The sequence below is a fragment of the Roseovarius sp. AK1035 genome, assembly GCF_003288315.1.
GTDB lineage: Bacteria > Pseudomonadota > Alphaproteobacteria > Rhodobacterales > Rhodobacteraceae > Roseovarius > Roseovarius mucosus_A.
The window spans coordinates 282,252-302,311 of record NZ_CP030099.1; the positions used below are offsets into that span (position 1 = coordinate 282,252).

At 61.3% G+C, this 20,060-nt stretch carries 19 protein-coding genes; 6 read left to right on the forward strand and 13 right to left on the reverse strand.

Annotation, left to right across the window (positions count from 1 at the left end):
* Positions 1 to 25: 25 nt before the first annotated feature.
* The gene (locus RAK1035_RS01450; protein WP_008279098.1) at positions 26 to 1,360 is read right to left on the reverse strand and encodes an ammonium transporter; all 1,335 of its coding nucleotides are present in this window, start codon (positions 1,358 to 1,360) and stop codon (positions 26 to 28) included.
* Positions 1,361 to 1,385: 25 nt separating this feature from the next.
* Positions 1,386 to 1,724 (reverse strand): P-II family nitrogen regulator, encoded by a 339-nt coding sequence (locus RAK1035_RS01455; RefSeq protein ID WP_008279099.1) that lies wholly within the window; start codon positions 1,722 to 1,724, stop codon positions 1,386 to 1,388.
* Between the two features lie 255 nt (positions 1,725 to 1,979).
* Here RAK1035_RS01455 and RAK1035_RS01460 point away from each other — a divergent pair, with 255 nt between their 5' ends.
* Positions 1,980 to 4,130 (forward strand): transglycosylase domain-containing protein, encoded by a 2,151-nt coding sequence (locus RAK1035_RS01460; RefSeq protein WP_008279100.1) that lies wholly within the window; start codon positions 1,980 to 1,982, stop codon positions 4,128 to 4,130.
* 52 nt (positions 4,131 to 4,182) lie between these two features.
* On the opposite strand, the gene RAK1035_RS01465 is transcribed toward RAK1035_RS01460, so the two are convergent.
* The gene (locus RAK1035_RS01465) at positions 4,183 to 4,788 is read right to left on the reverse strand and encodes an MlaC/ttg2D family ABC transporter substrate-binding protein (protein ID WP_008279101.1); all 606 of its coding nucleotides are present in this window, start codon (positions 4,786 to 4,788) and stop codon (positions 4,183 to 4,185) included.
* Positions 4,778 to 5,593, reverse strand: coding sequence for an MlaA family lipoprotein (locus RAK1035_RS01470; protein WP_008279102.1), 816 nt, complete (start codon positions 5,591 to 5,593; stop codon positions 4,778 to 4,780). The genes RAK1035_RS01465 and RAK1035_RS01470 overlap by 11 nt, the downstream gene beginning before the upstream one ends.
* A gap of 169 nt (positions 5,594 to 5,762) precedes the next feature.
* On the opposite strand from RAK1035_RS01470, the gene RAK1035_RS01475 reads away from it, so the two are divergent.
* Both RAK1035_RS01475 and RAK1035_RS01480 read left to right on the forward strand, forming a co-directional pair.
* On the forward strand, positions 5,763 to 7,487 hold the full coding sequence (locus RAK1035_RS01475; protein ID WP_037296918.1) for a type I secretion system permease/ATPase: 1,725 nt from the start codon (positions 5,763 to 5,765) through the stop codon (positions 7,485 to 7,487).
* Positions 7,484 to 8,791, forward strand: coding sequence for an HlyD family type I secretion periplasmic adaptor subunit (locus RAK1035_RS01480; RefSeq protein ID WP_008279104.1), 1,308 nt, complete (start codon positions 7,484 to 7,486; stop codon positions 8,789 to 8,791). Before RAK1035_RS01475 ends, RAK1035_RS01480 begins: the two co-directional genes overlap by 4 nt.
* Before the next feature lie 9 nt (positions 8,792 to 8,800).
* Here the strand turns inward: RAK1035_RS01480 and RAK1035_RS01485 are convergent, their stop codons facing one another.
* The 9 genes from RAK1035_RS01485 to coxB form a co-directional block, all read right to left on the reverse strand.
* Positions 8,801 to 9,385 carry a GNAT family N-acetyltransferase gene (locus RAK1035_RS01485; RefSeq protein WP_198133559.1) on the reverse strand — a complete coding sequence of 195 codons (585 nt, stop codon included), beginning with the start codon at positions 9,383 to 9,385 and terminating at the stop codon, positions 8,801 to 8,803.
* A gap of 2 nt (positions 9,386 to 9,387) precedes the next feature.
* The gene (locus RAK1035_RS01490) at positions 9,388 to 10,650 is read right to left on the reverse strand and encodes a M16 family metallopeptidase (RefSeq protein WP_037296648.1); all 1,263 of its coding nucleotides are present in this window, start codon (positions 10,648 to 10,650) and stop codon (positions 9,388 to 9,390) included.
* Positions 10,647 to 12,035: a threonine synthase gene (gene thrC / locus RAK1035_RS01495; protein WP_008279107.1), complete on the reverse strand. Its 1,389-nt coding sequence runs from the start codon at positions 12,033 to 12,035 to the stop codon at positions 10,647 to 10,649. Before thrC ends, RAK1035_RS01490 begins: the two co-directional genes overlap by 4 nt.
* Positions 12,032 to 12,715, reverse strand: a complete 684-nt coding sequence (locus tag RAK1035_RS01500; RefSeq protein WP_008279108.1) for an SURF1 family protein — start codon at positions 12,713 to 12,715, stop codon at positions 12,032 to 12,034. Before RAK1035_RS01500 ends, thrC begins: the two co-directional genes overlap by 4 nt.
* A 101-nt stretch (positions 12,716 to 12,816) precedes the next feature.
* The gene (locus tag RAK1035_RS01505) at positions 12,817 to 13,617 is read right to left on the reverse strand and encodes a cytochrome c oxidase subunit 3 (protein WP_008279109.1); all 801 of its coding nucleotides are present in this window, start codon (positions 13,615 to 13,617) and stop codon (positions 12,817 to 12,819) included.
* Positions 13,618 to 13,642: 25 nt separating this feature from the next.
* Complete coding sequence (locus RAK1035_RS01510; protein ID WP_008279110.1) at positions 13,643 to 14,224, reverse strand: cytochrome c oxidase assembly protein; 582 nt, start codon at positions 14,222 to 14,224, stop codon at positions 13,643 to 13,645.
* Entirely contained in the window at positions 14,224 to 14,388 is a 165-nt protein-coding gene (locus RAK1035_RS20330; protein ID WP_008279111.1) for a hypothetical protein, read from the reverse strand. Before RAK1035_RS20330 ends, RAK1035_RS01510 begins: the two co-directional genes overlap by 1 nt.
* The gene (gene cyoE / locus RAK1035_RS01515; protein ID WP_008279112.1) at positions 14,385 to 15,341 is read right to left on the reverse strand and encodes a heme o synthase; all 957 of its coding nucleotides are present in this window, start codon (positions 15,339 to 15,341) and stop codon (positions 14,385 to 14,387) included. Before cyoE ends, RAK1035_RS20330 begins: the two co-directional genes overlap by 4 nt.
* An 87-nt stretch (positions 15,342 to 15,428) precedes the next feature.
* Positions 15,429 to 16,313, reverse strand: a complete 885-nt coding sequence (gene coxB / locus RAK1035_RS01520; RefSeq protein ID WP_037296651.1) for a cytochrome c oxidase subunit II — start codon at positions 16,311 to 16,313, stop codon at positions 15,429 to 15,431.
* Between the two features lie 200 nt (positions 16,314 to 16,513).
* Here coxB and tldD point away from each other — a divergent pair, with 200 nt between their 5' ends.
* From tldD to dprA, 3 genes are all read left to right on the forward strand, one after another.
* Entirely contained in the window at positions 16,514 to 17,935 is a 1,422-nt protein-coding gene (tldD, locus tag RAK1035_RS01525) for a metalloprotease TldD (protein ID WP_008279114.1), read from the forward strand.
* 130 nt (positions 17,936 to 18,065) lie between these two features.
* Positions 18,066 to 18,542, forward strand: a complete 477-nt coding sequence (locus RAK1035_RS01530) for a VOC family protein (RefSeq protein ID WP_008279115.1) — start codon at positions 18,066 to 18,068, stop codon at positions 18,540 to 18,542.
* 281 nt (positions 18,543 to 18,823) lie between these two features.
* Complete coding sequence (gene dprA, locus RAK1035_RS01535; RefSeq protein ID WP_083803295.1) at positions 18,824 to 19,957, forward strand: DNA-processing protein DprA; 1,134 nt, start codon at positions 18,824 to 18,826, stop codon at positions 19,955 to 19,957.
* The last annotated feature ends 103 nt before the right edge of the window (positions 19,958 to 20,060 follow it).

Sequence of the window (20,060 nt, forward strand, 5' to 3'; positions counted from 1 at the left end):
CAAGATCTGTCAGGAAGGAGAAGGATCAGCTCTTGGAGAATTCAGGATAGGCTTCCATGCCCATTTCCGCCATGTCGAGCCCGTTGATCTCGGTCTCTTGATCGACCCGCAGACCCATGGTGCCCTTGATGATCAGCCAGATCACGATGCTGACGGTAAAGGTAAAGGCACCGTAGGCAAAGATCCCCAGAAGCTGCGTGCCGAGGCTGGCATCGCCATAGAAGACCACGGCAAGCGTGCCCCAGATACCGGCGAGCAAGTGAACCGGGATGGCACCAACCACATCGTCGATCTTGAACTTGTCAAGCATGGGCACGGCCAAGACCACGATCACACCGCCAACAGCCCCGATCCAAAGTGCGCCGAACAGGCTCGGTGCAAGCGGCTCTGCGGTGATCGACACCAGACCCGCCAATGCGCCGTTGAGAACCATGGTCAGGTCAGGCTTTTTGTAGAGCACTTGGGTCAGGATCAGCGCAGCAATCGAACCCGCAGCCGCCGCCATATTGGTATTGGCAAAGATCCGCGACACGTCCGAAACATCGCCCACGGTGCCCATCGCCAATTGCGAACCACCGTTAAAGCCGAACCAACCCAGCCACAGGATGAATGTGCCCAAAGTGGCAAGCGCAAGGTTCGAACCCGGCATCGGCGTGACCTTGCCATCTTTGCCATATTTGCCAAGACGCGGCCCCAGGATGATCGCCCCCGCCAGAGCAGCCCAGCCACCCACGGAATGCACCACGGTCGAGCCAGCAAAGTCAGAGAACCCAGCCTCAGACAACCAGCCGCCGCCCCACTGCCAGGACCCGGAAATCGGATACATGAACCCGGTCAGCACGATGACAAACACAAGGAACGGCCAAAGCTTGATCCGCTCGGCAAGTGCGCCCGACACGATCGACGCTGTGGCCGCGACAAACACCAGTTGGAAGAAGAAGTCAGAACCGATCGAGGCATAATCAAGCGCCGCATCCGCCGCCGCAACCCCTACCGGGTCCAGCTCGGTCATGGCAAAGAACGGCCCGACCCAACCGGCCACCAGCCAGCCATCGCCGGGATACATCAGGTTAAAGCCGACCAGCCAATACATGATCGTTGCAAAGGAATAGAGGACGATGTTCTTGGTCATCTGCATCGTGACGTTCTTGGACCGCACCAGCCCGCCTTCGAGCATGGCAAAACCCGCCGCCATGAAGAACACCAAAAAGCCCGCCATGCAGAACAGCAGCGTCGTCATGATATAGGGGCCGATTTCATCAAAGCTGGGCACGGCCTCAGCCGCCGCCTCTTGGGTCAGCCCCATCTGCGGCAGCGCAATCAGCGTTGCGGCAAGGCCGAGTTTTAGCATGGAATTCATTGTGTTTATCCTTTCCCCTGCGCGCTCAGAGCGCGTCATCGTTGGTTTCGCCGGTGCGCACGCGCACGGCTTGCTGGATGTCGAGCACGAAGATCTTGCCGTCACCGATCTTGCCGGTGCGGGCGGTCTTGGTGATGGTCTCGACCACCTGATCGGCCATCGCGGCAGAAACCGCGATTTCCAGCTTGATCTTGGGCACGAAATTCACGGCGTATTCCGCACCGCGATAGATTTCCGTGTGGCCGGATTGCGAGCCAAAGCCCTTGATCTCTGTCACCATCATGCCGCGTACGCCGATGTCGGTCAGCGCCTCGCGGACCTCTTCCAGCTTGAACGGCTTTATCGTTGCAATGATGAGTTTCACGTCTGCCCCTTTCGGTTTGCGGTGTCTCAGCGCGTTGTTTGCACATGCAGAAAAGGCGCAGATGGCAGAGTCTGGAAGGGTCAAGGCAGGAATCCGCCGCCTAAATTCACCCCATATGCTTAAAATTTGTGCTGAAATATTAATTTGCGTATTTTTTACGCACATCGGAAATCACGATCCGCGCGCGCGGGGTCTCTACTTTTGCGATCCCGCATTATAAACTGTCCCAAACACACAAGGCCGAGCAGGGCAGCAATGAGCACGACAGGACCGAAAAAACCGCCTCTGGTGGCCCCCAAGCGCAGCGCCAAGGTGCCGTCCAAACCAAAACCCGCGCGCAAGGCCAAGAGCACGCCACGTCGCGCCCGCGCGCGCTCCAATAACGTGGTCGTGCGGTTGGTCGGCGGGCTGCTGCGCTGGATATTCGGCGTGCTCTGGTGGATTACCTGGCGGGTAACGGCCGTGGTCACTGTGGTCGTGGGCGTGATGGTAGCCATCACCTACACCAGCCTACCCGAATTCCAGACCCTGATGGATGGCCGCGCCAAGGGCTCTGTCACCCTGCTGGATCACGACGGAGAGGTCTTTGCCTGGCGCGGCGATCAGTTTGGTGGCATCGTCACCGCCGAAACCGTCAGCCCGCATCTCAAGAATGCCGTGATCGCCACCGAGGACCGCCGATTTTATCTGCATCCCGGCGTTGACCCCATCGGTATTGCCAGCGCCATCCGCATCAACCTGAACGAGGGGCGCGGCCCGTTGCAGGGCAACGGCGGCTCGACCATCACGCAGCAGACCGCGAAACTGCTCTGCTTTGGCAATGCCTATAATGCCAGCGAATGGAAGAGCGAGGCCGAGTACATCGCCGACTGTCGCCGCTCCTCGCTCTCGCGCAAAGCCCGCGAGGCGGTCTACGCCCTGGCGATGGAGGTAAAATACACCAAGAGCCAGATCCTCTCGGTCTATCTCAACCGCGCCTATCTGGGCGGCGGGGCCTATGGGGCCGAGGCCGCAGCCCAACGCTATTTCGGCAAATCCGCCGCCACGCTCAACCCCGCCGAGGGCGCGATGATTGCAGGGCTTTTGACAGCACCCTCGACCCTCGCACCGACCGCCAATCTCGAACGCTCGCGCAACCGCGCCTCGGTCGTGGTGGGCCTGATGCGCCGTCAGGGCTATCTCAGCGATCAAGAGGCGGCCTTGGCCCTCGCCAACCCTGCCGAACTCTCCGAGGCCGCCGAACGGCAGGCAGGCGGCTATTTCGCCGATTGGGTCATGGCGTCGGGGCCCGAGTTTTTCACACGCGACACCACCGAAGACGTGATCATCCGCACCACTTTGGATCAGCGCGTGCAAACCGCCGCCGAAGAGGCGCTGACCTATATCTTTGACGAAAAAGTGCGCGAAGGTTCCAAGGCGCAGGCCGCGATTGTCGTGATGTCCGCCGATGGTGCGGTGCGTGGCATGGTGGGCGGGCGCAAAACCAAGGTGGTGGGTGCCTTCAACCGCGCCACTCAGGCCAAACGCCAGACTGGATCAGCCTTCAAGCCCTTCGTCTACGCCACGGCCGTGGAACTTGGCTACAGCTACGATTCAGTTGTCGTGGACGAACCCTACTGCCTCAATATCCCCGGCTCTGGCCGCTGGTGCCCGGAAAACTACACCCGCGACTACAAAGGTCGCGTGTCGCTGACCGAGGCGCTCGCGCAATCCCTCAATATCCCGGCGGTCAAAATCTCCGAGAGTGTGGGGCGTGACCTCGTGCGCAAGGTGGCCAGCGATTTTGGCATCGACAGCGATTTGGCCGCAGGCCCGGCCTTGGCGCTTGGGGCCTCTGAAAGCACGCTTCTGGAAATGACAGGCGCTTATGCGGGCATTCTCAACGGCGGCTCCTCTGTCACGCCCTATGGCCTTGTCGAACTGAAGCTCTTGGGCGAGAACGAGCCCTTGATGGGCACCGGCGGTGGCATCGGCGAGCGCGTCATTCAGGAAAGTGCCGCGCAGGAACTCATCTACATGATGACCAAGGTGATCGAAGGTGGCACCGGCGGTCGCGCCCGCCTGCCGGGCCGCGAGGCTGCTGGCAAAACCGGCACCACACAGGCCGCCCGCGATGCTTGGTTTTTGGGTTTTACCGCCGATTATGTGGCCGGGGTCTGGATGGGCTATGATGACAACACCCCGCTTAGCGGCGTCACTGGCGGTGGTCTTCCGGCTGAAATCTGGCAGGAAACCATGATGCGCGTGCATGAGGGCATTGATCCCAAACCCCTGCCGATGCTGCGCCCGCAACCCCGCCCCGCCCCGGCACCCGCGCCAGCCCCGCAGGACCAGCAACGCCGCGCGCCGGTGGCCAGCGACAATCCGATCGAAAACATCCTGCGCAGCATCTTTGGCGGAAACTGAAAACGGCGCCCAAACAGGGCGCCGTTCACGACGAACCAAAATGTAAAACGCCTCAGCCCGCTTGCTTGAGATCCGCAATCAGCGCGTTCACATCGCCATTGCGGCGATCCAGCATCGCGCCAATCTCGGTGCGCTCGCTCAGCCGCAGGCTGATGCCCTCGATGATCATATCGAAAAACAGATCCTTGCCCGAGCGGTCTGACACGAGGAAACTTACCTCGAACGGCGATTGCCCGCGAAGATAGGCCGTGGATTTCACCTCGTGCCACGATTTCACCGGCTTGACCGAGTTCACCTCGATGCGCCCCCCCGCGAATTCATTGAACCGCTTGCCATATTTCCGCGCGATATAGCCCCGGAACGCTTCGGTAAAGGCACGCATCTGCGCCGATGATACCCGGTTGGCATCCGCCCCAAGGGTAGACCGCGCAATGATATTCACATCGGCATAGGTGCTGAAAATACGCTCGAAATCCGCGATCATGCCCGATATCGGCTTGCCCGATGCGATGACGCGGTTGATGTTCACCACAACCTCATCCACCAGCGACCGCGCGCGCGCATCATCGAGCGCCCACCCGGTGCTGGGCAGGGCAGCCAACGCGGTCACGGCAAAACCCGAGGTCATGAAATGGCGGCGGGTGATGTCACTCAGCATAGGGATCCTCCAAAGGTGTGGACGGCTCAAGACTACCGTAAGGGTCGTCATAGACACTATCAGCCGTGCCGCCCAGTTTGAAGCGTCGGTTTTGCAGGAAGATCGAGCGCGACTGCGCATAGCTGTCGGCACTCTCGTAAAGAATGGCGTCAATCGTCTCGCTGAACTTCTCGCGCTTGGATAGGCCAGCGGCCACACCCGCCCCGGTTCCAACCAGATTAGCCGGCGATTCAAGTATGTAACTCAAGGGGTTGGTGAAAAGATCAACCGCAATGCCCCAGGTATCCCGCTCTGTCGAAGGGCCCAAGACCGGCAGTTCTACATAGGCCCCTTCCCGCGCGCCCCAAACGTGCAAAGTTTCGCCGAAATCGGTGTTGGTGCCCGCGGCCATACCCATTTCGCTGGCCGGATCAAACAGACCGCCAAGGCCAAAGGTGGTGTTTACAACCAGACGCGCGGTGTCCTGAAACGCCCCACGCATATTCAGCTGCAAGACATTGTTCACAATATCACTCGGCAGCGATAGGTTGGTCGAGAACCGCCCGATGACTGTCTCGATATCGTCGGGAATGGCCGCACTATATCCCTTGGCCACCGGCCGCACGAGCGAACGGTCAAACCCTCGGTTGAACTCATGCACACCGCGGTTTTGCGACTCATACGGGTCGAAAACATCGCGCGTGGCCTCTGACGGATCAGGGCGCGCGCAGGCGCTCAGCGCGACGACACCTGTAAGGGCGATCACCCGCAACGCGGAACCGGACGAGATATGGAAAGATGGCAACAGCAATGGTTTATCCGTCATTAAACGAGTCTCTGCCTTACATAAACTATAGCCCGAACAAACCCATCATCCTACGCCCCATGTTCACAATGCTGTGGCAGAATGGTGACATTCCCTGTAAGGGAAGACAGGATTGCTTTGGATCACTTAAAGACTTGAACACTAAAGACGGAATACAGATTTGGACAAGATGAAACTGGAAGCGGGCCGCCAAGAATTGCGCGCGGCCCGACGCGAAAGCCGTAGTCTCTACTGGTTTGTTGGCATCTTCAGCTTTTTCGCCAATCTTCTGATGTTGACCGGCCCAATCTACATGTTGCAGGTCTATGACCGCGTCCTCAGCAGCCGCTCGGTGGAAACCCTGATCGCTCTCTCGGTGCTGGTTTTATTTCTCTATACGATGATGGGCCTACTCGATTATGCCCGTGGCCGCATCATGGGGCGGGTCGGCGCGCGCTTTCAGGCGCGTCTGGACCGGCGGGTATTCGACGCGGTGATTCGCAAATCGGCCATCCAACCCGATGCCAACACCGCCACCGGCCTGCGCGATCTGGAATCAATCCAGCGGCTGATGACATCGCCCGTGCTTCTGGCAATTTTCGACATGCCATGGGCCCCGTTCTTTCTGGCCGCAATCTGGGTGTTTCACCCTTGGCTTGGCATTCTCGCTCTTGCCGGGGGGGCGCTTTTGGTTGTTGTCACCCTGATCAATCAGGTCGTGACCCGCAAACCCACCGGACAGGCCAATAACGCAAGCGTTCAGGCCGAATCAATTTCCGAACAATTGCGCAACGAATCCGAGATGATTCAGGCCATGGGCATGCGTGACGCGGCCTTTGATCGCTGGCAAGCCGCGCGTGGCCGCGCCCTATCGACCGCGATCGAGGCCGCTGATCTGGGCGGCACCTTCACCACCTCTACCAAGGCGCTGCGCCTTCTTCTTCAATCGGCGATGCTGGGTCTGGGCGCGTGGCTCGTGCTGCGCGGAGAGCTGACGCCCGGGGCCATGATCGCAGGCTCGATTCTTATGGGCCGCGCCCTTGCCCCCATCGAGCAGGCCATCGGCCAATGGGCGCTGGTGCAACGCGCCGCCAAAGGCTGGGAAAGCCTGGCGGAACTCCTCGGCTCTGTTCCCCCTGAACAACCGCGCACGCCCCTGCCCCGCCCCAAGGCGCGGCTGGAAGTGAGCCAACTCACCATGGTCCCGCCGGGTGAAAGCCAGGCCGTGCTCAAAACACTCAGTTTCAAGATCGAACCGGGTCAGGCCGTGGGCGTGATCGGCCCCTCCGGGGCGGGCAAATCCACCCTCGCCCGCGCCATCACCGGCGTCTGGCGGCCTGCGGGCGGCAAGATCCGCCTCGATGGCGCAACCCTCGACCAATACGCCCCCAATGTGCTGGGTGAGTTGATCGGCTATCTGCCACAGCGCGTGCAGCTCTTTGACGGCACCATCGCCGACAACATCGCCCGCTTGGCCCCCCAACCAGACCCCGCCAAGATCGTCGCCGCCGCGCGCAAGGCCGACGCCCATGAGATGATCCTAAAACTGCCCAACGGCTATGACACCCGCGTCAGCGCCAGCGGCGGGCGGCTCTCGGGCGGGCAGATGCAGCGCATCGGCCTTGCCCGCGCCATGTATGGCGATCCCATGATCCTCGTGCTGGATGAACCCAATTCCAATCTCGACAACGAAGGCAGCGAAGCGGTCAATCTCGCCATCCGCAGCTTCAAGGCCGAAGGCAAGGCCGTGATCGTGGTTGCCCACCGTCCCGCCGCGATCAAGGAATGCGATATGCTGCTGATGCTTGAGGCCGGCGTTATGCGCGCCTTTGGCCCGCGTGAAAAAGTGCTCAAGGACGTGCTCCAGAACCATCAACAAGTCACCGAGTCCACCGGCCCAGGAGGTGTGCGATGAGCGCCCCGAACGATAGCGCATGGTCGGCGCGCAAGCCGCTGATCATCGGTCTCATCGGCCTTGTTCTGCTGGTGGGCGGGTTTGGGACATGGGCCGCGTTCACCCAGATTTCCGGGGCGATTATCGCACCGGGGCGCATCGAGGTGGATCAAAACCGGCAGGTCGTCCAACACCCCGACGGTGGCGTCGTTTCCGCCATCGAGATCAAAGAGGGCGACAAGGTCAGCGCCGGTCAGGTGCTTGTCCGGCTTGATCCCAACGAGTTGCAATCCGAACTCTCGATCATCGAAAACCAGCTTGCCGAACTCATGGCCCGCCGTGGCCGCCTAGAGGCCGAGCGCGACGGGCGCGATGCCCTGAAATTCGATCCGCTCCTCATTGACCTGTCAGCGCAGAACGCCGACGCCGCCGATCTGATGACCGGGCAAAAGACCCTGTTCGAGGCCCGCGCCCAGACCGTCGCCGCCGAGATTGACCAACTCGACAAGCGGCGCGGCCAGATTTCCAACCAGATCGAGGGCATTGAGGCCCAGCAAGTGGCCCTTGCCCGCCAGCTTGAACTGATCGAACTGGAACTGACCGATCAACAATCGCTGCTGGATCGTGGGCTAGCGCAAGCGACCCGCGTGCTCGGGCTGCAACGCGAACAGGCGCGCCTCAGCGGCACCATGGGCGATCTTGCCGCCCAAAAGGCCGAGGCCGAGGGCCGCATCACCGAAATCGAAATCTCGATTCTCAAACTGGGCACAGACCGGCGCGAAGAGGCGATCACCACCCTGCGGGATCTGCAATTCCGCGAGCTTGAATTGCGCGAACAACGCCGCGCCCTGATCGAACAAATGGGGCGGCTCGACATCCCCGCGCCAGTCTCGGGCGTGGTTTATAACCTACAGGTCTTTGCCCAACGCTCGGTCATCCGGCCCGCCGATCCGGTGCTCTTCATCGTGCCACAGGACCGCCCGCTGGTGATCAACGCCCGCGTCGACAGCATCCATGTCGATAAACTCTTTGTCGGACAGGAAGTCACGCTGCGCTTCTCCGCGCTCGATCAACGCACCACGCCAGAACTTTTTGGGCGCGTCACCCAGATTTCCGCCGATGCCTTCGAGGATGAGGCCACGCGCGCCAGCTATTACCGCGCCGAAATCGTGCTGAGCGAAGGCGAGCAGGCCCGCTTGCCCGAGGGCACCACCCTTATCCCCGGCATGCCGGTCGAGGCGTTCATCCGCACCGCCGACCGCACACCGCTGGCTTATCTGGTCAAACCCTTCACCGATTATCTGGCCAAGGCATTCCGCGAGTAACCCGTGGGATCACCCCACATCCGTGCGCCCGCGCCGGTCTGCCCGCAACTGCGCATAAAGAACATGCGTCCGCCAACGCCCGTTGATCTGCAAATAGCTCTGCGCGACACCTTCGTATTTGAACCCGCATTTTTCCAGCAGCGCCCGCGACGCCTGATTTTCCGGCAGGCAGGCCGCCTCGATTCGGCTTAGGTCCAGCCGGTCAAAGGCATAGTGCACCACCCCCGCAATCGCCTCGCGCATATAGCCCTGCCGCGCATAGGCTTGGCCGATCCAATAGCCCAGCGTGCCCGCCTGCGCCGGACCACGCCGAATATTGTCCAGCGTGATCGCCCCCAATAACGCCTGATCCTCGCGCCGCACCAAAAAAAGCGGCATCGCGCTGCCATTCGAAATCGAGCGTTGCGCCCACCAGACCCGGTTGGAAAACCCTTTGCGCGCCAGATGATCCACGGCCCAGAGCGGCTCCCACGGGGTCAGGAAATCCGCACTCTCCGCGCGCAACGCGCTCCAGTCCCGATAATCGCCGATCACCGGCTGCCGCAGGCTGAGACGCTCGGTCTCGATCCTGAGCTTGCGGCGCGGCAAAAGCATCATCAGGCAGCGCGCCTCGCATCAAGGGCGGCCAGCGTCGGGGCCTGTTCCACCGGACCATAAAGCGCCAGCGCCGCAGGGGCCTGCGCCACCGTGCTTTCGGCCAGCCGCCGCACATCCGCAAGCGTCACCGCGTCAATGCGTTCCACAACCTCTGGCAGGGTTGGCACCCGCCCCCAGATTTGCAGCATCCGCGCCAGCCGTTCGGCCCGGTTGCTCGGGCTCTCCAGCCCCATCAGCAATCCGGCCTTCATCTGCGCCCGCGCCCGCTCGACCTCGGCGGCGCTCATATCTTCGGCGGCACGCTTCATCTCGTCGATGGTGATCCCTGCCAGATCACCCAATTGCTCGCCCGATGTGCCTGCGTAGATCGTCATCATGCCGGTATCCGAATAGGCCCCGGCCTGCGCATAGATCGAATAACACAGCCCCCGCCGCTCGCGGATCTCCTGAAACAGCCGCGACGACATCGACCCACCAAGCGCAGAGGCATAGATTTGCGCGGTGTAAATATCGGGATGCGCGTAATCCGGGCTCTCGAAGGCGAGCGCGAAATGCGCCTGCTCCAGGTCCTTGACATGCCGCGTCTCGCCCCCTGCAAACCGCGCCACCGGCGGCTCGATCGCATGGCTTGGGATCATGTCACCAAACACGCCTTCGGCCATGCGCACGAGGGCCTCGTGATCTACCGCCCCCGCCGCCGACAGCACCATCTGACCGGGCCGGTAATACTGATCCACGAACCGTTCCAGATCGGGCCGGTCAAAGCCGCGCACCCGCTCTTCCGCGCCCAGAATGGTGCGTCCCAGCGGATGATCGGGATAGGCCTTTTCCTGCAACCAGTCGAAAATGATGTCATCGGGCGTATCCGCCGCCTGACCGATCTCTTGCAGGATCACGCCGCGTTCAACCTCGATCTCACGCGGATCGAAGACCGGGTTACGCAGAATATCCGACACCACATCCAAGGCCAGCGGCACATCTTCCTTGAGGACGCGCACGTAATAGGCCGTCACCTCGCGGCTGGTATAGGCGTTGATATAGCCGCCCACATCCTCAATCGCCTCGGCGATCTGCAAGGCCGAACGCCGCTTGGTCCCCTTAAAGGCCATATGCTCCAGAAAATGCGCGATGCCATTCTGGCTGGCCTCTTCATGGCGCGCGCCGGCCAGCACCCAGACGCCGATGGCCGCCGATTGCAGGCCCGGCATATGCTCCGAGACGATGCGAAACCCGTTGGGAAGGGTGGTCAGTTGGACACTCAATTGGCGATCCGTTCCTTGATCAATGTTTCAATGGCGCTCAGGTCGTTCTCGACCCGCGTCACACGTTCATCCCGCTCATACAGGTCCGCCATACGCTCGGGCAAGGGGGGGTGAATCCCGCTCGCCTCTTCCACCGCAGCCGGAAATTTCGCAGGATGCGCTGTGGCCAGCGTGATCATCGGCACGCCCGCATGCCGCTCTGCCTCGGCCACATGCACGCCCACCGCGCTATGGGGGCACAGCAACTCGCCACTCGCGGCCCATGTATCGCGAATAGCGGCGCGGGTGTCCTCTTCGCTACAACGCCCGCTGTCGAAGGTCTCGCGCAGCGCCTCCAGCGCGCCTTGGCTCACGCTAAATCCGCCCGCCTTCAACGCCTCCATCTCCTGCGCCACGGCGCTCCCATCCTGCCCATAGGCATAGAAGAGCGCGCGTTCAAAATTCGAAGACACCTGAATATCCATAGACGGGCTGATCGACGGGGCCACGCCATCGGGGCGATACTCTCCCGTGCTCAGACAACGGTGCAGAATATCGTTCTGATTGGTCGCCACCACCAGCCGGTCAATCGGCAGGCCCATCCGCTTGGCGATATAGCCCGCGAAGACATCGCCGAAATTCCCCGTCGGCACCGTGAAACTGACCTTGCGGTCCGGCGCACCAAGACTGACAGCCGACGTAAAGTAATACACCACCTGCGCCAGAACCCGCGCCCAGTTGATGCTGTTCACACCCGCCAGACGCACGCCGTCGCGGAACTCGAAATCGTTGAACATATCTTTGACGCGCGCTTGCGCATCGTCGAAATGCCCATCAATCGCCAGCGCATGCACATTGCCCTCAACCGGCGTTGTCATCTGCCGCCGCTGCACCTCGGACACCCGGCCATGCGGATAGAGGATGAACACATCCACCGCATCCAGACCCCGAAACGCCTCGATCGCCGCAGAGCCGGTATCGCCGGAGGTCGCCCCCACAATGCTCACCCGTTGGCCAGAGCGCTTGAGCGAGAACTCGAACATCTGCCCAATCAGCTGCATGGCGAAATCCTTGAACGCCAGCGTCGGGCCGTGGAACAACTCCAGCAGGAAATGACCGCTATTCAATTGCTTGAGCGGCGCCCGAGCCGCATGGCCAAAGCCCGCATAGGCCCGCGCGATGATCCCGCGAAACTCCTCGTCGGTAAAGGCATCGCCGATGAACGGCCGCATCACTCGAAACGCCGCCTCCTCATAGCTCACGCCCTCGAGTGCGCGCATATCCTCGGCGCTCATCACCGGAATGCTCTCGGGCAGATAGAGCCCACCATCGCGCGCCAACCCCGTCAGCATCGCCTCTTCGAAACTCAGCGTGGGCGCGCGGCCCCGTGTCGAGATGTATTTCACGTCTTGCCTCTCTCTGCCTGCCGCATGCGCCAGATGAAAACCCCGGTCATCGCGGCCCATATGGCGGCCAGCGAAAACCATGTGATCGCGTAACTCAGGTGATCGTTGGGAATACCGCTTGTGTCTACCGGCAAGGGCGACACGCCCACTTCCGGCACCGACAGCCTGCGCGCCACCACCAAAACCGGCTCTGTATCCAGCACGTCAGCCATCTGTGCGATGTCGCGAGCAAACCAGATATTGCCCGCCACATCGTTTTCGGGCGTGGAACTCAGCCGCTCGTCGGGCCAGTGCAGATTGCCCTGAACCGTGACCATCCCCTCCGGTGGGGCCGGAATATCGGCGCTCACCTTGATGAACCCCCGGTCAAGCAGCACCCGGCGCGCCCCGGTGTCCAAAACGGAAATCACCCGATATCCCGCGCCCACCTGCTTTTGACTGACCAGCACCCGCAGCGCCGTATCGCCAATCTGCCCCGTAACCTCAACCGGCAGATAGCGATCTGCCTCTGGCTCTGCGGCGTCGGGCAACCCCACCGGCGGCGCGGCGATATGTGCCGCGATATCCGCCAATACACCCTCTTTCCATGCCAGCCGGTCGACCTGCCATTTGCCCAACCCAATCAGCACCGCCACACCGGCAATGCCAAAGATCAGGGGGATCAGAACGCTTTTCCGCATGGCTCACTCTCAAAAGGAAAATGCGGGGAAAGGAAACCCCCCGCATCTTTTTCTTGCTTCAAATATTCGCGCCGCAGGCACCGATCTTATTTAAAAGATCGTCACGCGCCCCAGATGTAGATCGCGGCGAACAGGAACAGCCAGACCACATCGACAAAGTGCCAATACCAAGCGGCCGCTTCAAAGCCCACGTGCTGTTGCGGCGTGAAATGCCCCTTTTGCACCCGGATCAGGCAGACAAAGAGGAAAATCGTACCGATCACCACATGCGCCCCGTGAAAGCCCGTCGCCATAAAGAAGTTGGCGCCGTAGATATTGCCGGAAAAGCCAAAGGCCGCGTGGCTATATTCATAGGCTTGGAACACGGTAAAGATCGCACCCAGCGCAATCGCGATCATCAGCCCGCGCTTTACGTCCTGACGATTGTTCTCATGCACCAGCGCATGGTGTGCCCATGTCGCAGCACAGCCCGAGCAGAGCAGGATCAGCGTGTTGATCAGCGGCAGATGCCAAGGATCAAAGGTCTCGATCCCGACAGGCGGCCAGACGCCATCGACCATCGGAGAGTTTTCGCCCATCGGATACATGGCATGCTTGAAAAAGCTCCAGAACCACGCGGCAAAGAACATCACTTCGGACATGATGAACATGATAAAGCCATAGCGCAGGCCGATCCGCACGACCGGAGTGTGATCGCCGGTCTGCCCCTCGTTCACCACATCGGCCCACCAGCCGAACATGACGTAAAGCACGCCAACCAGACCCGCCAAGAGCATCCAAGGCCCATGATCGTGAAAGAACAGGACCGCCCCAAAGAGCATGACGAACCCCGCCAAAGAGCCGAGCAACGGCCAGATTGAGGGGGGCAGAATGTGGTAATCGTGGTTTTTCTCGTGTGCCATCTTTGTCTTATCCCTCGTCGAAGGCTCAGTTCAGGTTTTTATCGTTGTTGGTCCCCTGCTCAAGCGCGGCTTGCTCCTCGGGCAGGTCAATTTCGTGGAACGTGTAGGACAGCGTGATCGTATGTACGTATTTCGCGTCACGGTCGGTCACGATCTCTGGGTCGACGTAAAAGGTCACGGGCATCTGAACCCGTTCACCCGGCTGTAGCACCTGTTGTTCAAAACAGAAACAGTCGATCTTGGTGAAAAAGCCACCCGCCTCATAGGGCGTGACATTATAGCTGGCTGATCCGGCGACTGCGCGGTCAGTGGGGTTATAAGCCTCGTAAAAGGCCAGCCCCGTCTCACCGATGCGAATTTCCATCTGGCGCTCCATGGGTTTGAACTCCCAAGGCATATCGCGCTCTTTGCTGGCGTCGAACCGCACTTTGACGGTTTGCTCCAGAACATCGTCGCTTGCCACTTCTGACACGCCTGTCGCCCCGCCAAAGCCAGTCACGCGGCAAAACCAGTCGTAGAACGGCACCGACGCCCAAGCGAGCCCGCCCATCAGGACGACCACGCCAACAGTCTGGGTCACGGTCTTGAATTTCGGATCAAGCGCCATCAATTCTCCCCCTGTTCGATCTTGGGCACGGCGAATCCATCGTCCGAGACTTTGGCAATCGTCATGCCGAACACCAGTGCAACAAACCCTGCCAGCACAAGGCCAAGGCCCAGATTGCGGCCAAACCGGCGCTTGTGCAGCTCATGTTCCTCGCGAAAGCTCATGACCAGCCACCCAAGCCAAACCCGCCCAGCGCCGCCTCGGCAAGAATGGCCGTGAAATGCGCGAAAAGATACCAGAGCGACAGCTTGAACGCCCGCTTTTCGACGCGGTAGTTATCGGCCTCCGCCTGATCCTCATCCCGCCGCCAGATCGCAACCGCATCCCGCAGAAAGAGCGCGTTAAAGACCACCGCAACCGCCAGATACACCGGCCCGCCGATCCCGGTAAACGCAGCCCCAATCGCCAGCGCCGCCAAGAGCACCGTGTAAACAAGGATATGCACCCGCGTCGCGCGCCGCCCATGCGTCACCGTCAGCATCGGCACGCCCGCCGTGTCGTAATCGCCGCGCATGAACAGTGCCAGCGCCCAGAAATGCGGCGGCGTCCACATGAAAATCAGCGCAAACATCAGCACCGATTCAAGGCTCACCGTGCCCGTCGCCGCAGCCCAGCCAATCATCGGAGGGAACGCACCCGCAGCACCACCAATGACGATATTCTGCGGCGTCCAACGCTTTAGCCCGATGGTGTAGATGACCACGTAAAAGAAAATCGTAAAGGCCAAGATGCCAGCCGCCAACGCGTTGGTCGCCAGCCACAGCATGACCACCGACATCACCGCCAGCGTGATCCCAAAGGCAAAGGCCTCGTCCCGCGTGACCTTGCCCGCCGGAATGGGCCGCTTTTGCGTGCGCTTCATCAGCGCATCAATATCCGATTCCCACCACATATTGAGCGCGCCCGCAGCGCCGCCGCCTACAGCAATGAAAAGGATCGCCGCAAAACCGATGACCGGATGCACGCCCACCGGCGCCGCCAAAAGACCGACCAGCGCCGTAAACACCACCAGCGTCATCACCCGCGGCTTGAGCAGGGCAAAGAAATCGCCAAATCCGGCCTCACCCTCCTGGGCGCGGCTGACGGGGCTGGCTGTGTTCAGGCTCGCATCGCTCATTTCAGTCTCCGGCCAAGGGGCGCAAGGGCTGCGCCCCTTACGTGGCATGATTGGGGCGCGGACAGATTGCGCGCACCCCGGTCTGCTTTAGTCAGCCTGCGCCACATCCACGGACCGCGGCGTACCGGCATATTCCTCGATCGCGCCATCCAGCCACTCGGCATAGGCCTCTTCGCTCACCACCTTGACGGTGATCGGCATATAGGCATGGGCCTGACCGCAAAGCTCTGAACACTGGCCAAAGTACACGCCTTCCTTCTCGGCATTGAACCAAAGCTGCGCCAGACGCCCCGGCACCGCATCCTGCTTCACGCCAAAGGCGGGGATGGTCCAGCTGTGAATCACATCTGCGCCGGTCACGGTCATGACAACGGTCTTGCCCACGGGCACCACGACCGAGGTATCGGTGGCCAGCAGGAACTCATCCTTGCTGTAACCGGCCTCGATCAGCTGCGCCTCGACTTCGGGCGTCATGCGGTTGTCGCCACCCGTCGCCGGGGCACCGATCATATAGCTGTCAAAGGCAAAATCGTGGTCGGTATATTCATAGCCCCAGTACCACTGATAGCCAGTCACCTTGATGTTGATCTCGCCCTCGGGAATTTCCTGCTGCTTGAACAGCACCGGCAACGAGAAGGCCCCGATAAAGACAAGGATCACGATGGGAATGATCGTCCAGGCAATCTCGATCGGCGAGTTGTGCGTGAAACTGGCCGGTGTTGCATTGGTCTTGCGGTTGTAGCGGATCATGACGATCACCAGCAACGCGGTCACAAAGATCACGATCGCGATGATGATCACGTTGATCATCCCGTCCAGCCATTGCAAATCCCGCGCAAGCTCGGTTGCCGCCGGCTGAAAGCCCATCTTGCCGTCAACGGGCTTTCCTACGATCTCAAGCCCCTCTTGAGCCATGGCAGGAAGGGCGAGAAAGGCGGTCATGGCCGCCATAAGGCTGGAAGTTAGTCGCATTTTACACCCTGATCGGTTAAAGCGGTTCATGTCTTTTTGCGAAGGTCACCCCGCCGCCCGGCGGAATCCCATTGTCTCGGTGTCGTCTAAAACCATATTCTGCCTGAAACGACAAGAAAGACCATTGCGGCAAACGGACGCTTTTTTGATTTAAATCAAATTAACGCGCCCCCGGACCGCGCCGCAGAGAGAGAATCCCAATGACAGACACCGCCTTTCGCCCTTTCGAGACCCTGCTCGACCGCGCCACCGCCCTGTCCCGCCTGCGTGAGGCGACCCATGGGGCCGACGATGGCGAGCTCTTCTTTGAACGCCGCCGCGCCGAAGGGCTGATGTTCGACGATGGCCGGGTCAAGACCGCGTCCTATGACGCCTCCGAGGGGTTCGGCCTGCGCGCCGTGCGTGGAGAGGTTACGGGCTATGCCCATTCCTCCGAAGTGACCGAGGCCGCGCTCAAACGCGCGGTGGAAACCGCCCGCTTGGCCGTCGGCGCAGGCGGGGGCACCCTGGCAGCCGGGCCCACGCCTACGAATCGCCGCCTCTATACCGATGCCGATCCCATCGCCGGGGCCAGTTTCCCGGTGAAACTCGACACGCTGCGCGAGATTGACGCCTTCGCGCGCGACCTTGATCCCCGCGTGGTACAGGTCACAGCCTCGATTGCCGCCTCGCTGCAAGAGGTCGTGATCCTGCGCCCCGATGGCCAAGACCTGCAAGACATTCGCCCCATGACCCGCGTCAATGTCTCGATCATCGTCGAGCAAGAGGGCCGCCGCGAAAGCGGCAGCGCCGGGGGCGGCGGGCGCGTCGGTCTTGACGGCCTGCTTGATCCCGCCGACTGGCAGGCCAAGACCCAAGAGGCGCTGCGCGTGGCCCTCGTCAACCTCCGTGCCGAACCGGCACCCGCAGGCACCATGGATGTTGTGCTTGGCCCCGGCTGGCCCGGTATCCTCTTGCACGAGGCCATCGGCCACGGGCTTGAGGGCGATTTCAATCGCAAAGGCTCCTCTGCTTTTGCCGGTCTCATGGGCCAACGTATCGCGTCCCCCGGCGTCACCGTTCTGGATGATGGCACCCTCCCCGACCGGCGCGGCAGCATCACCATCGACGACGAAGGCACGCCCTCTGCCCGCAATGTCCTGATCGAGGATGGCATTCTGGTGGGCTATATGCAGGATCGCCAGAATGCCCGCCTGATGGGCGTGGCCCCCACCGGCAACGGACGCCGAGAAAGCTATGCCCACGCGCCCATGCCGCGCATGACCAACACCTATATGCTGGGCGGAGACACCACACCGGGCGATCTGGTGGCCGAGTTGAAGGACGGCATCTATGCCGTGGGCTTTGGCGGCGGGCAGGTCGATATCACCAACGGCAAATTCGTCTTTTCCTGCACCGAGGCCTACCGCGTCAAAGACGGCAAGATCGGCGCGCCCGTCAAAGGGGCCACCCTCATCGGCGACGGCGCCACCGCGCTCCAGCAAATCCGGGGCTTGGGCAATGACATGACGCTTGATCCCGGCATGGGCAATTGCGGCAAACAGGGCCAATGGGTGCCCGTGGGCGTGGGCCAACCCACGGTGCTGATCGGCGGGTTGACGGTCGGGGGGTCGGCGGCGTGAGGAACAAGGCGCGAAACGCGCTCACCTTATGAACAGCCATTGTCAGCCTGTATCGTCCCCCCTTTTTACTTGACCTCTAGCGGTCAGGTACGACGCTATTGGACACAAGCGTGCGTCTGCGGAGAACGGGATGACATTTGCAATCAACCCTCTGGTGCCCGAGTTGTGGTGCTCAGACTTCGAGGTCTCCTTCGAGTTTTACACCAATATCCTTGGCTTCAAGGTCGCCCAACAAAGAGGGCACGACCCCCACGCCTATCTGACATTACACGGCGCGCAAATCATGCTCGCGCATTGGCAATTGGATGGCACTTGGGTGCCGTGGCAACCAGATCACATGGATCACCCCCATGGCCGAGGCGTCAACTTTCAATTCATGGTTCCGGACGTCGATAAATTGTATGAGACGGTCCTATCTCGCGGCGCGAAGCCATTGATCACCATCTACGAAGCCGACATCTGGAAAACGGACTGCATGGACACGCGGCGTCAGTTTTTGATCATGGACCCGGATGGTTACGTCCTACGTTTCGCAACAAGCGTGAGCAACCGGGCCGTGACCGACACAGACCGCGCAAAGCTGGATGCACAATATAGCGTTGGGTAGTCAGAGCAGACGCCGGATCGCTGAAACGCGGCGGCCTCTACCTCTTAATTCTCAGAATGCATCGCCCCATCGCTTAACACATGCGCCCTTTGGCCCCTTGCCTGCCATCTGCCTCGGACGCCTTGCCGACCTGCCCCAAGCCTCAAACCAAAAATAATTAATATTAAATATCAAAGACTTAAGTAATTTTTTCCAAAAATCCATGACTCACCCAGGCACGGTTTACCATGCGTTAACCCTCTTCACGCTATCCATGGTCTTGCAAGCAGGCGAGGTCACGGATGCCCAAACTTACTCATCCTTCCACTCACCCCCCACTCCCACCCACCACGGAAGATGACCGGGTGTCGTGGCTTCGCCTCTTGCGCTCTCGCCGGGTCGGTCCGGCCACCTTTCACCGCCTGCTGGCGGAACATGGCAGCGCTCAGGCGGCGCTTGCCGCCCTGCCCGAGGTGGCCCGCGCCGCCGGTGTGCCCGATTACACCCCCTGCCCCCCCGGCGTGGCCGAGGCCGAGTTGCGCGCAGGCCACGCAGTCGGCGCACGGCTCCTCACCTTGGCAGACCCCGGCTTTCCAACCCAGTTGAAGGACATCTCCGATTGCCCCCCGCTTCTCTGGGTGATGGGTGATGCGGCCCTTCTTGCCCGCCCGATGATCGCCCTTGTGGGCGCGCGAAACGCCTCGTCCTTGGGCACGCGCATGGCCAGATCACTGGCCGCCGATCTCTCGGCGCGGGGCTATCTGATCGTTTCAGGCCTCGCACGTGGCGTTGATACCGCGGCCCATCTGGGCAGTCTTGAGGCGGGCACCATCGCGGTCATGGCCGGCGGGGTGGATGTCATCTATCCGGCAGAGAATACCAAACTCGCGGGCGATATCCTCGCCTCCGGCCTGCGCCTCTCTGAACAGCCCATCGGCCTTATCCCGCAGGCCCGGCATTTTCCCAGCCGCAACCGGCTGGTCAGTGGCTTGGCACAGGCCGTGGTCGTGGTCGAGGCTGCCGCGAAATCCGGCTCGCTCATCACCGCCCGCACCGCGCTCGATCAAGGGCGCGAGGTGATGGCCGTGCCCGGCCACCCGATTGATGCCCGCGCCAGCGGCTGCAATATGCTGATCCGCGACGGGGCCACCCTGATCCGCAACGCCGAGGATGTGATCGACGCGCTGCCACAGGCGGCAAGCATCGCAACAGCATCCCAGACCGAATTGCCCCTGCGCCCCACGCCCACACTCCGCGACATCGCGGGCCTGCACGCCCAGATCCTCAACCGTCTCGGGCCCTCTCCTCTGGCCGAGGATCAGCTCATCCGCGATCTGGCCACCCCGGCCCACCGGGTCGCCCCCGCGCTTCTTGATCTCGAACTTGACGGGCGCATCACACGGCATCCGGGCGGCCTTCTGGCCCTCGCGCAATAGCCAATACACTGCATAGGGTCATAAGGTCGCGCTCTTGCAACCCTTGCGGCCAGATTGACAATTCCCCTTGCCAGCCCACATGGTGCGCCGCCATAAGCCTCGA

Excerpts from the sequence above, each read along its gene's own strand:
- RAK1035_RS01510 (WP_008279110.1), bottom strand. The coding sequence starts at position 14,224 with ATGGCGCTTGATCCGAAATTCAAGACCGTGACCCAGACTGTTGGCGTG.
- RAK1035_RS01475 (WP_037296918.1), top strand. The coding sequence starts at position 5,763 with ATGAAACTGGAAGCGGGCCGCCAAGAATTGCGCGCGGCCCGACGCGAA.
- RAK1035_RS01460 (WP_008279100.1), top strand. The coding sequence starts at position 1,980 with ATGAGCACGACAGGACCGAAAAAACCGCCTCTGGTGGCCCCCAAGCGC.
- dprA (WP_083803295.1), top strand. The coding sequence starts at position 18,824 with ATGCCCAAACTTACTCATCCTTCCACTCACCCCCCACTCCCACCCACC.
- RAK1035_RS01465 (WP_008279101.1), bottom strand. The coding sequence starts at position 4,788 with ATGCTGAGTGACATCACCCGCCGCCATTTCATGACCTCGGGTTTTGCC.
- cyoE (WP_008279112.1), bottom strand. The coding sequence starts at position 15,341 with ATGAGCGATGCGAGCCTGAACACAGCCAGCCCCGTCAGCCGCGCCCAG.
- RAK1035_RS01480 (WP_008279104.1), top strand. The coding sequence starts at position 7,484 with ATGAGCGCCCCGAACGATAGCGCATGGTCGGCGCGCAAGCCGCTGATC.
- RAK1035_RS01470 (WP_008279102.1), bottom strand. The coding sequence starts at position 5,593 with ATGACGGATAAACCATTGCTGTTGCCATCTTTCCATATCTCGTCCGGT.
- RAK1035_RS01485 (WP_198133559.1), bottom strand. The coding sequence starts at position 9,385 with ATGCTTTTGCCGCGCCGCAAGCTCAGGATCGAGACCGAGCGTCTCAGC.
- coxB (WP_037296651.1), bottom strand. The coding sequence starts at position 16,313 with ATGCGACTAACTTCCAGCCTTATGGCGGCCATGACCGCCTTTCTCGCC.
- RAK1035_RS01505 (WP_008279109.1), bottom strand. The coding sequence starts at position 13,617 with ATGGCACACGAGAAAAACCACGATTACCACATTCTGCCCCCCTCAATC.
- RAK1035_RS20330 (WP_008279111.1), bottom strand. The coding sequence starts at position 14,388 with ATGAGCTTTCGCGAGGAACATGAGCTGCACAAGCGCCGGTTTGGCCGC.
- RAK1035_RS01450 (WP_008279098.1), bottom strand. The coding sequence starts at position 1,360 with ATGAATTCCATGCTAAAACTCGGCCTTGCCGCAACGCTGATTGCGCTG.
- RAK1035_RS01530 (WP_008279115.1), top strand. The coding sequence starts at position 18,066 with ATGACATTTGCAATCAACCCTCTGGTGCCCGAGTTGTGGTGCTCAGAC.
- RAK1035_RS01500 (WP_008279108.1), bottom strand. The coding sequence starts at position 12,715 with ATGCGGAAAAGCGTTCTGATCCCCCTGATCTTTGGCATTGCCGGTGTG.
- tldD (WP_008279114.1), top strand. The coding sequence starts at position 16,514 with ATGACAGACACCGCCTTTCGCCCTTTCGAGACCCTGCTCGACCGCGCC.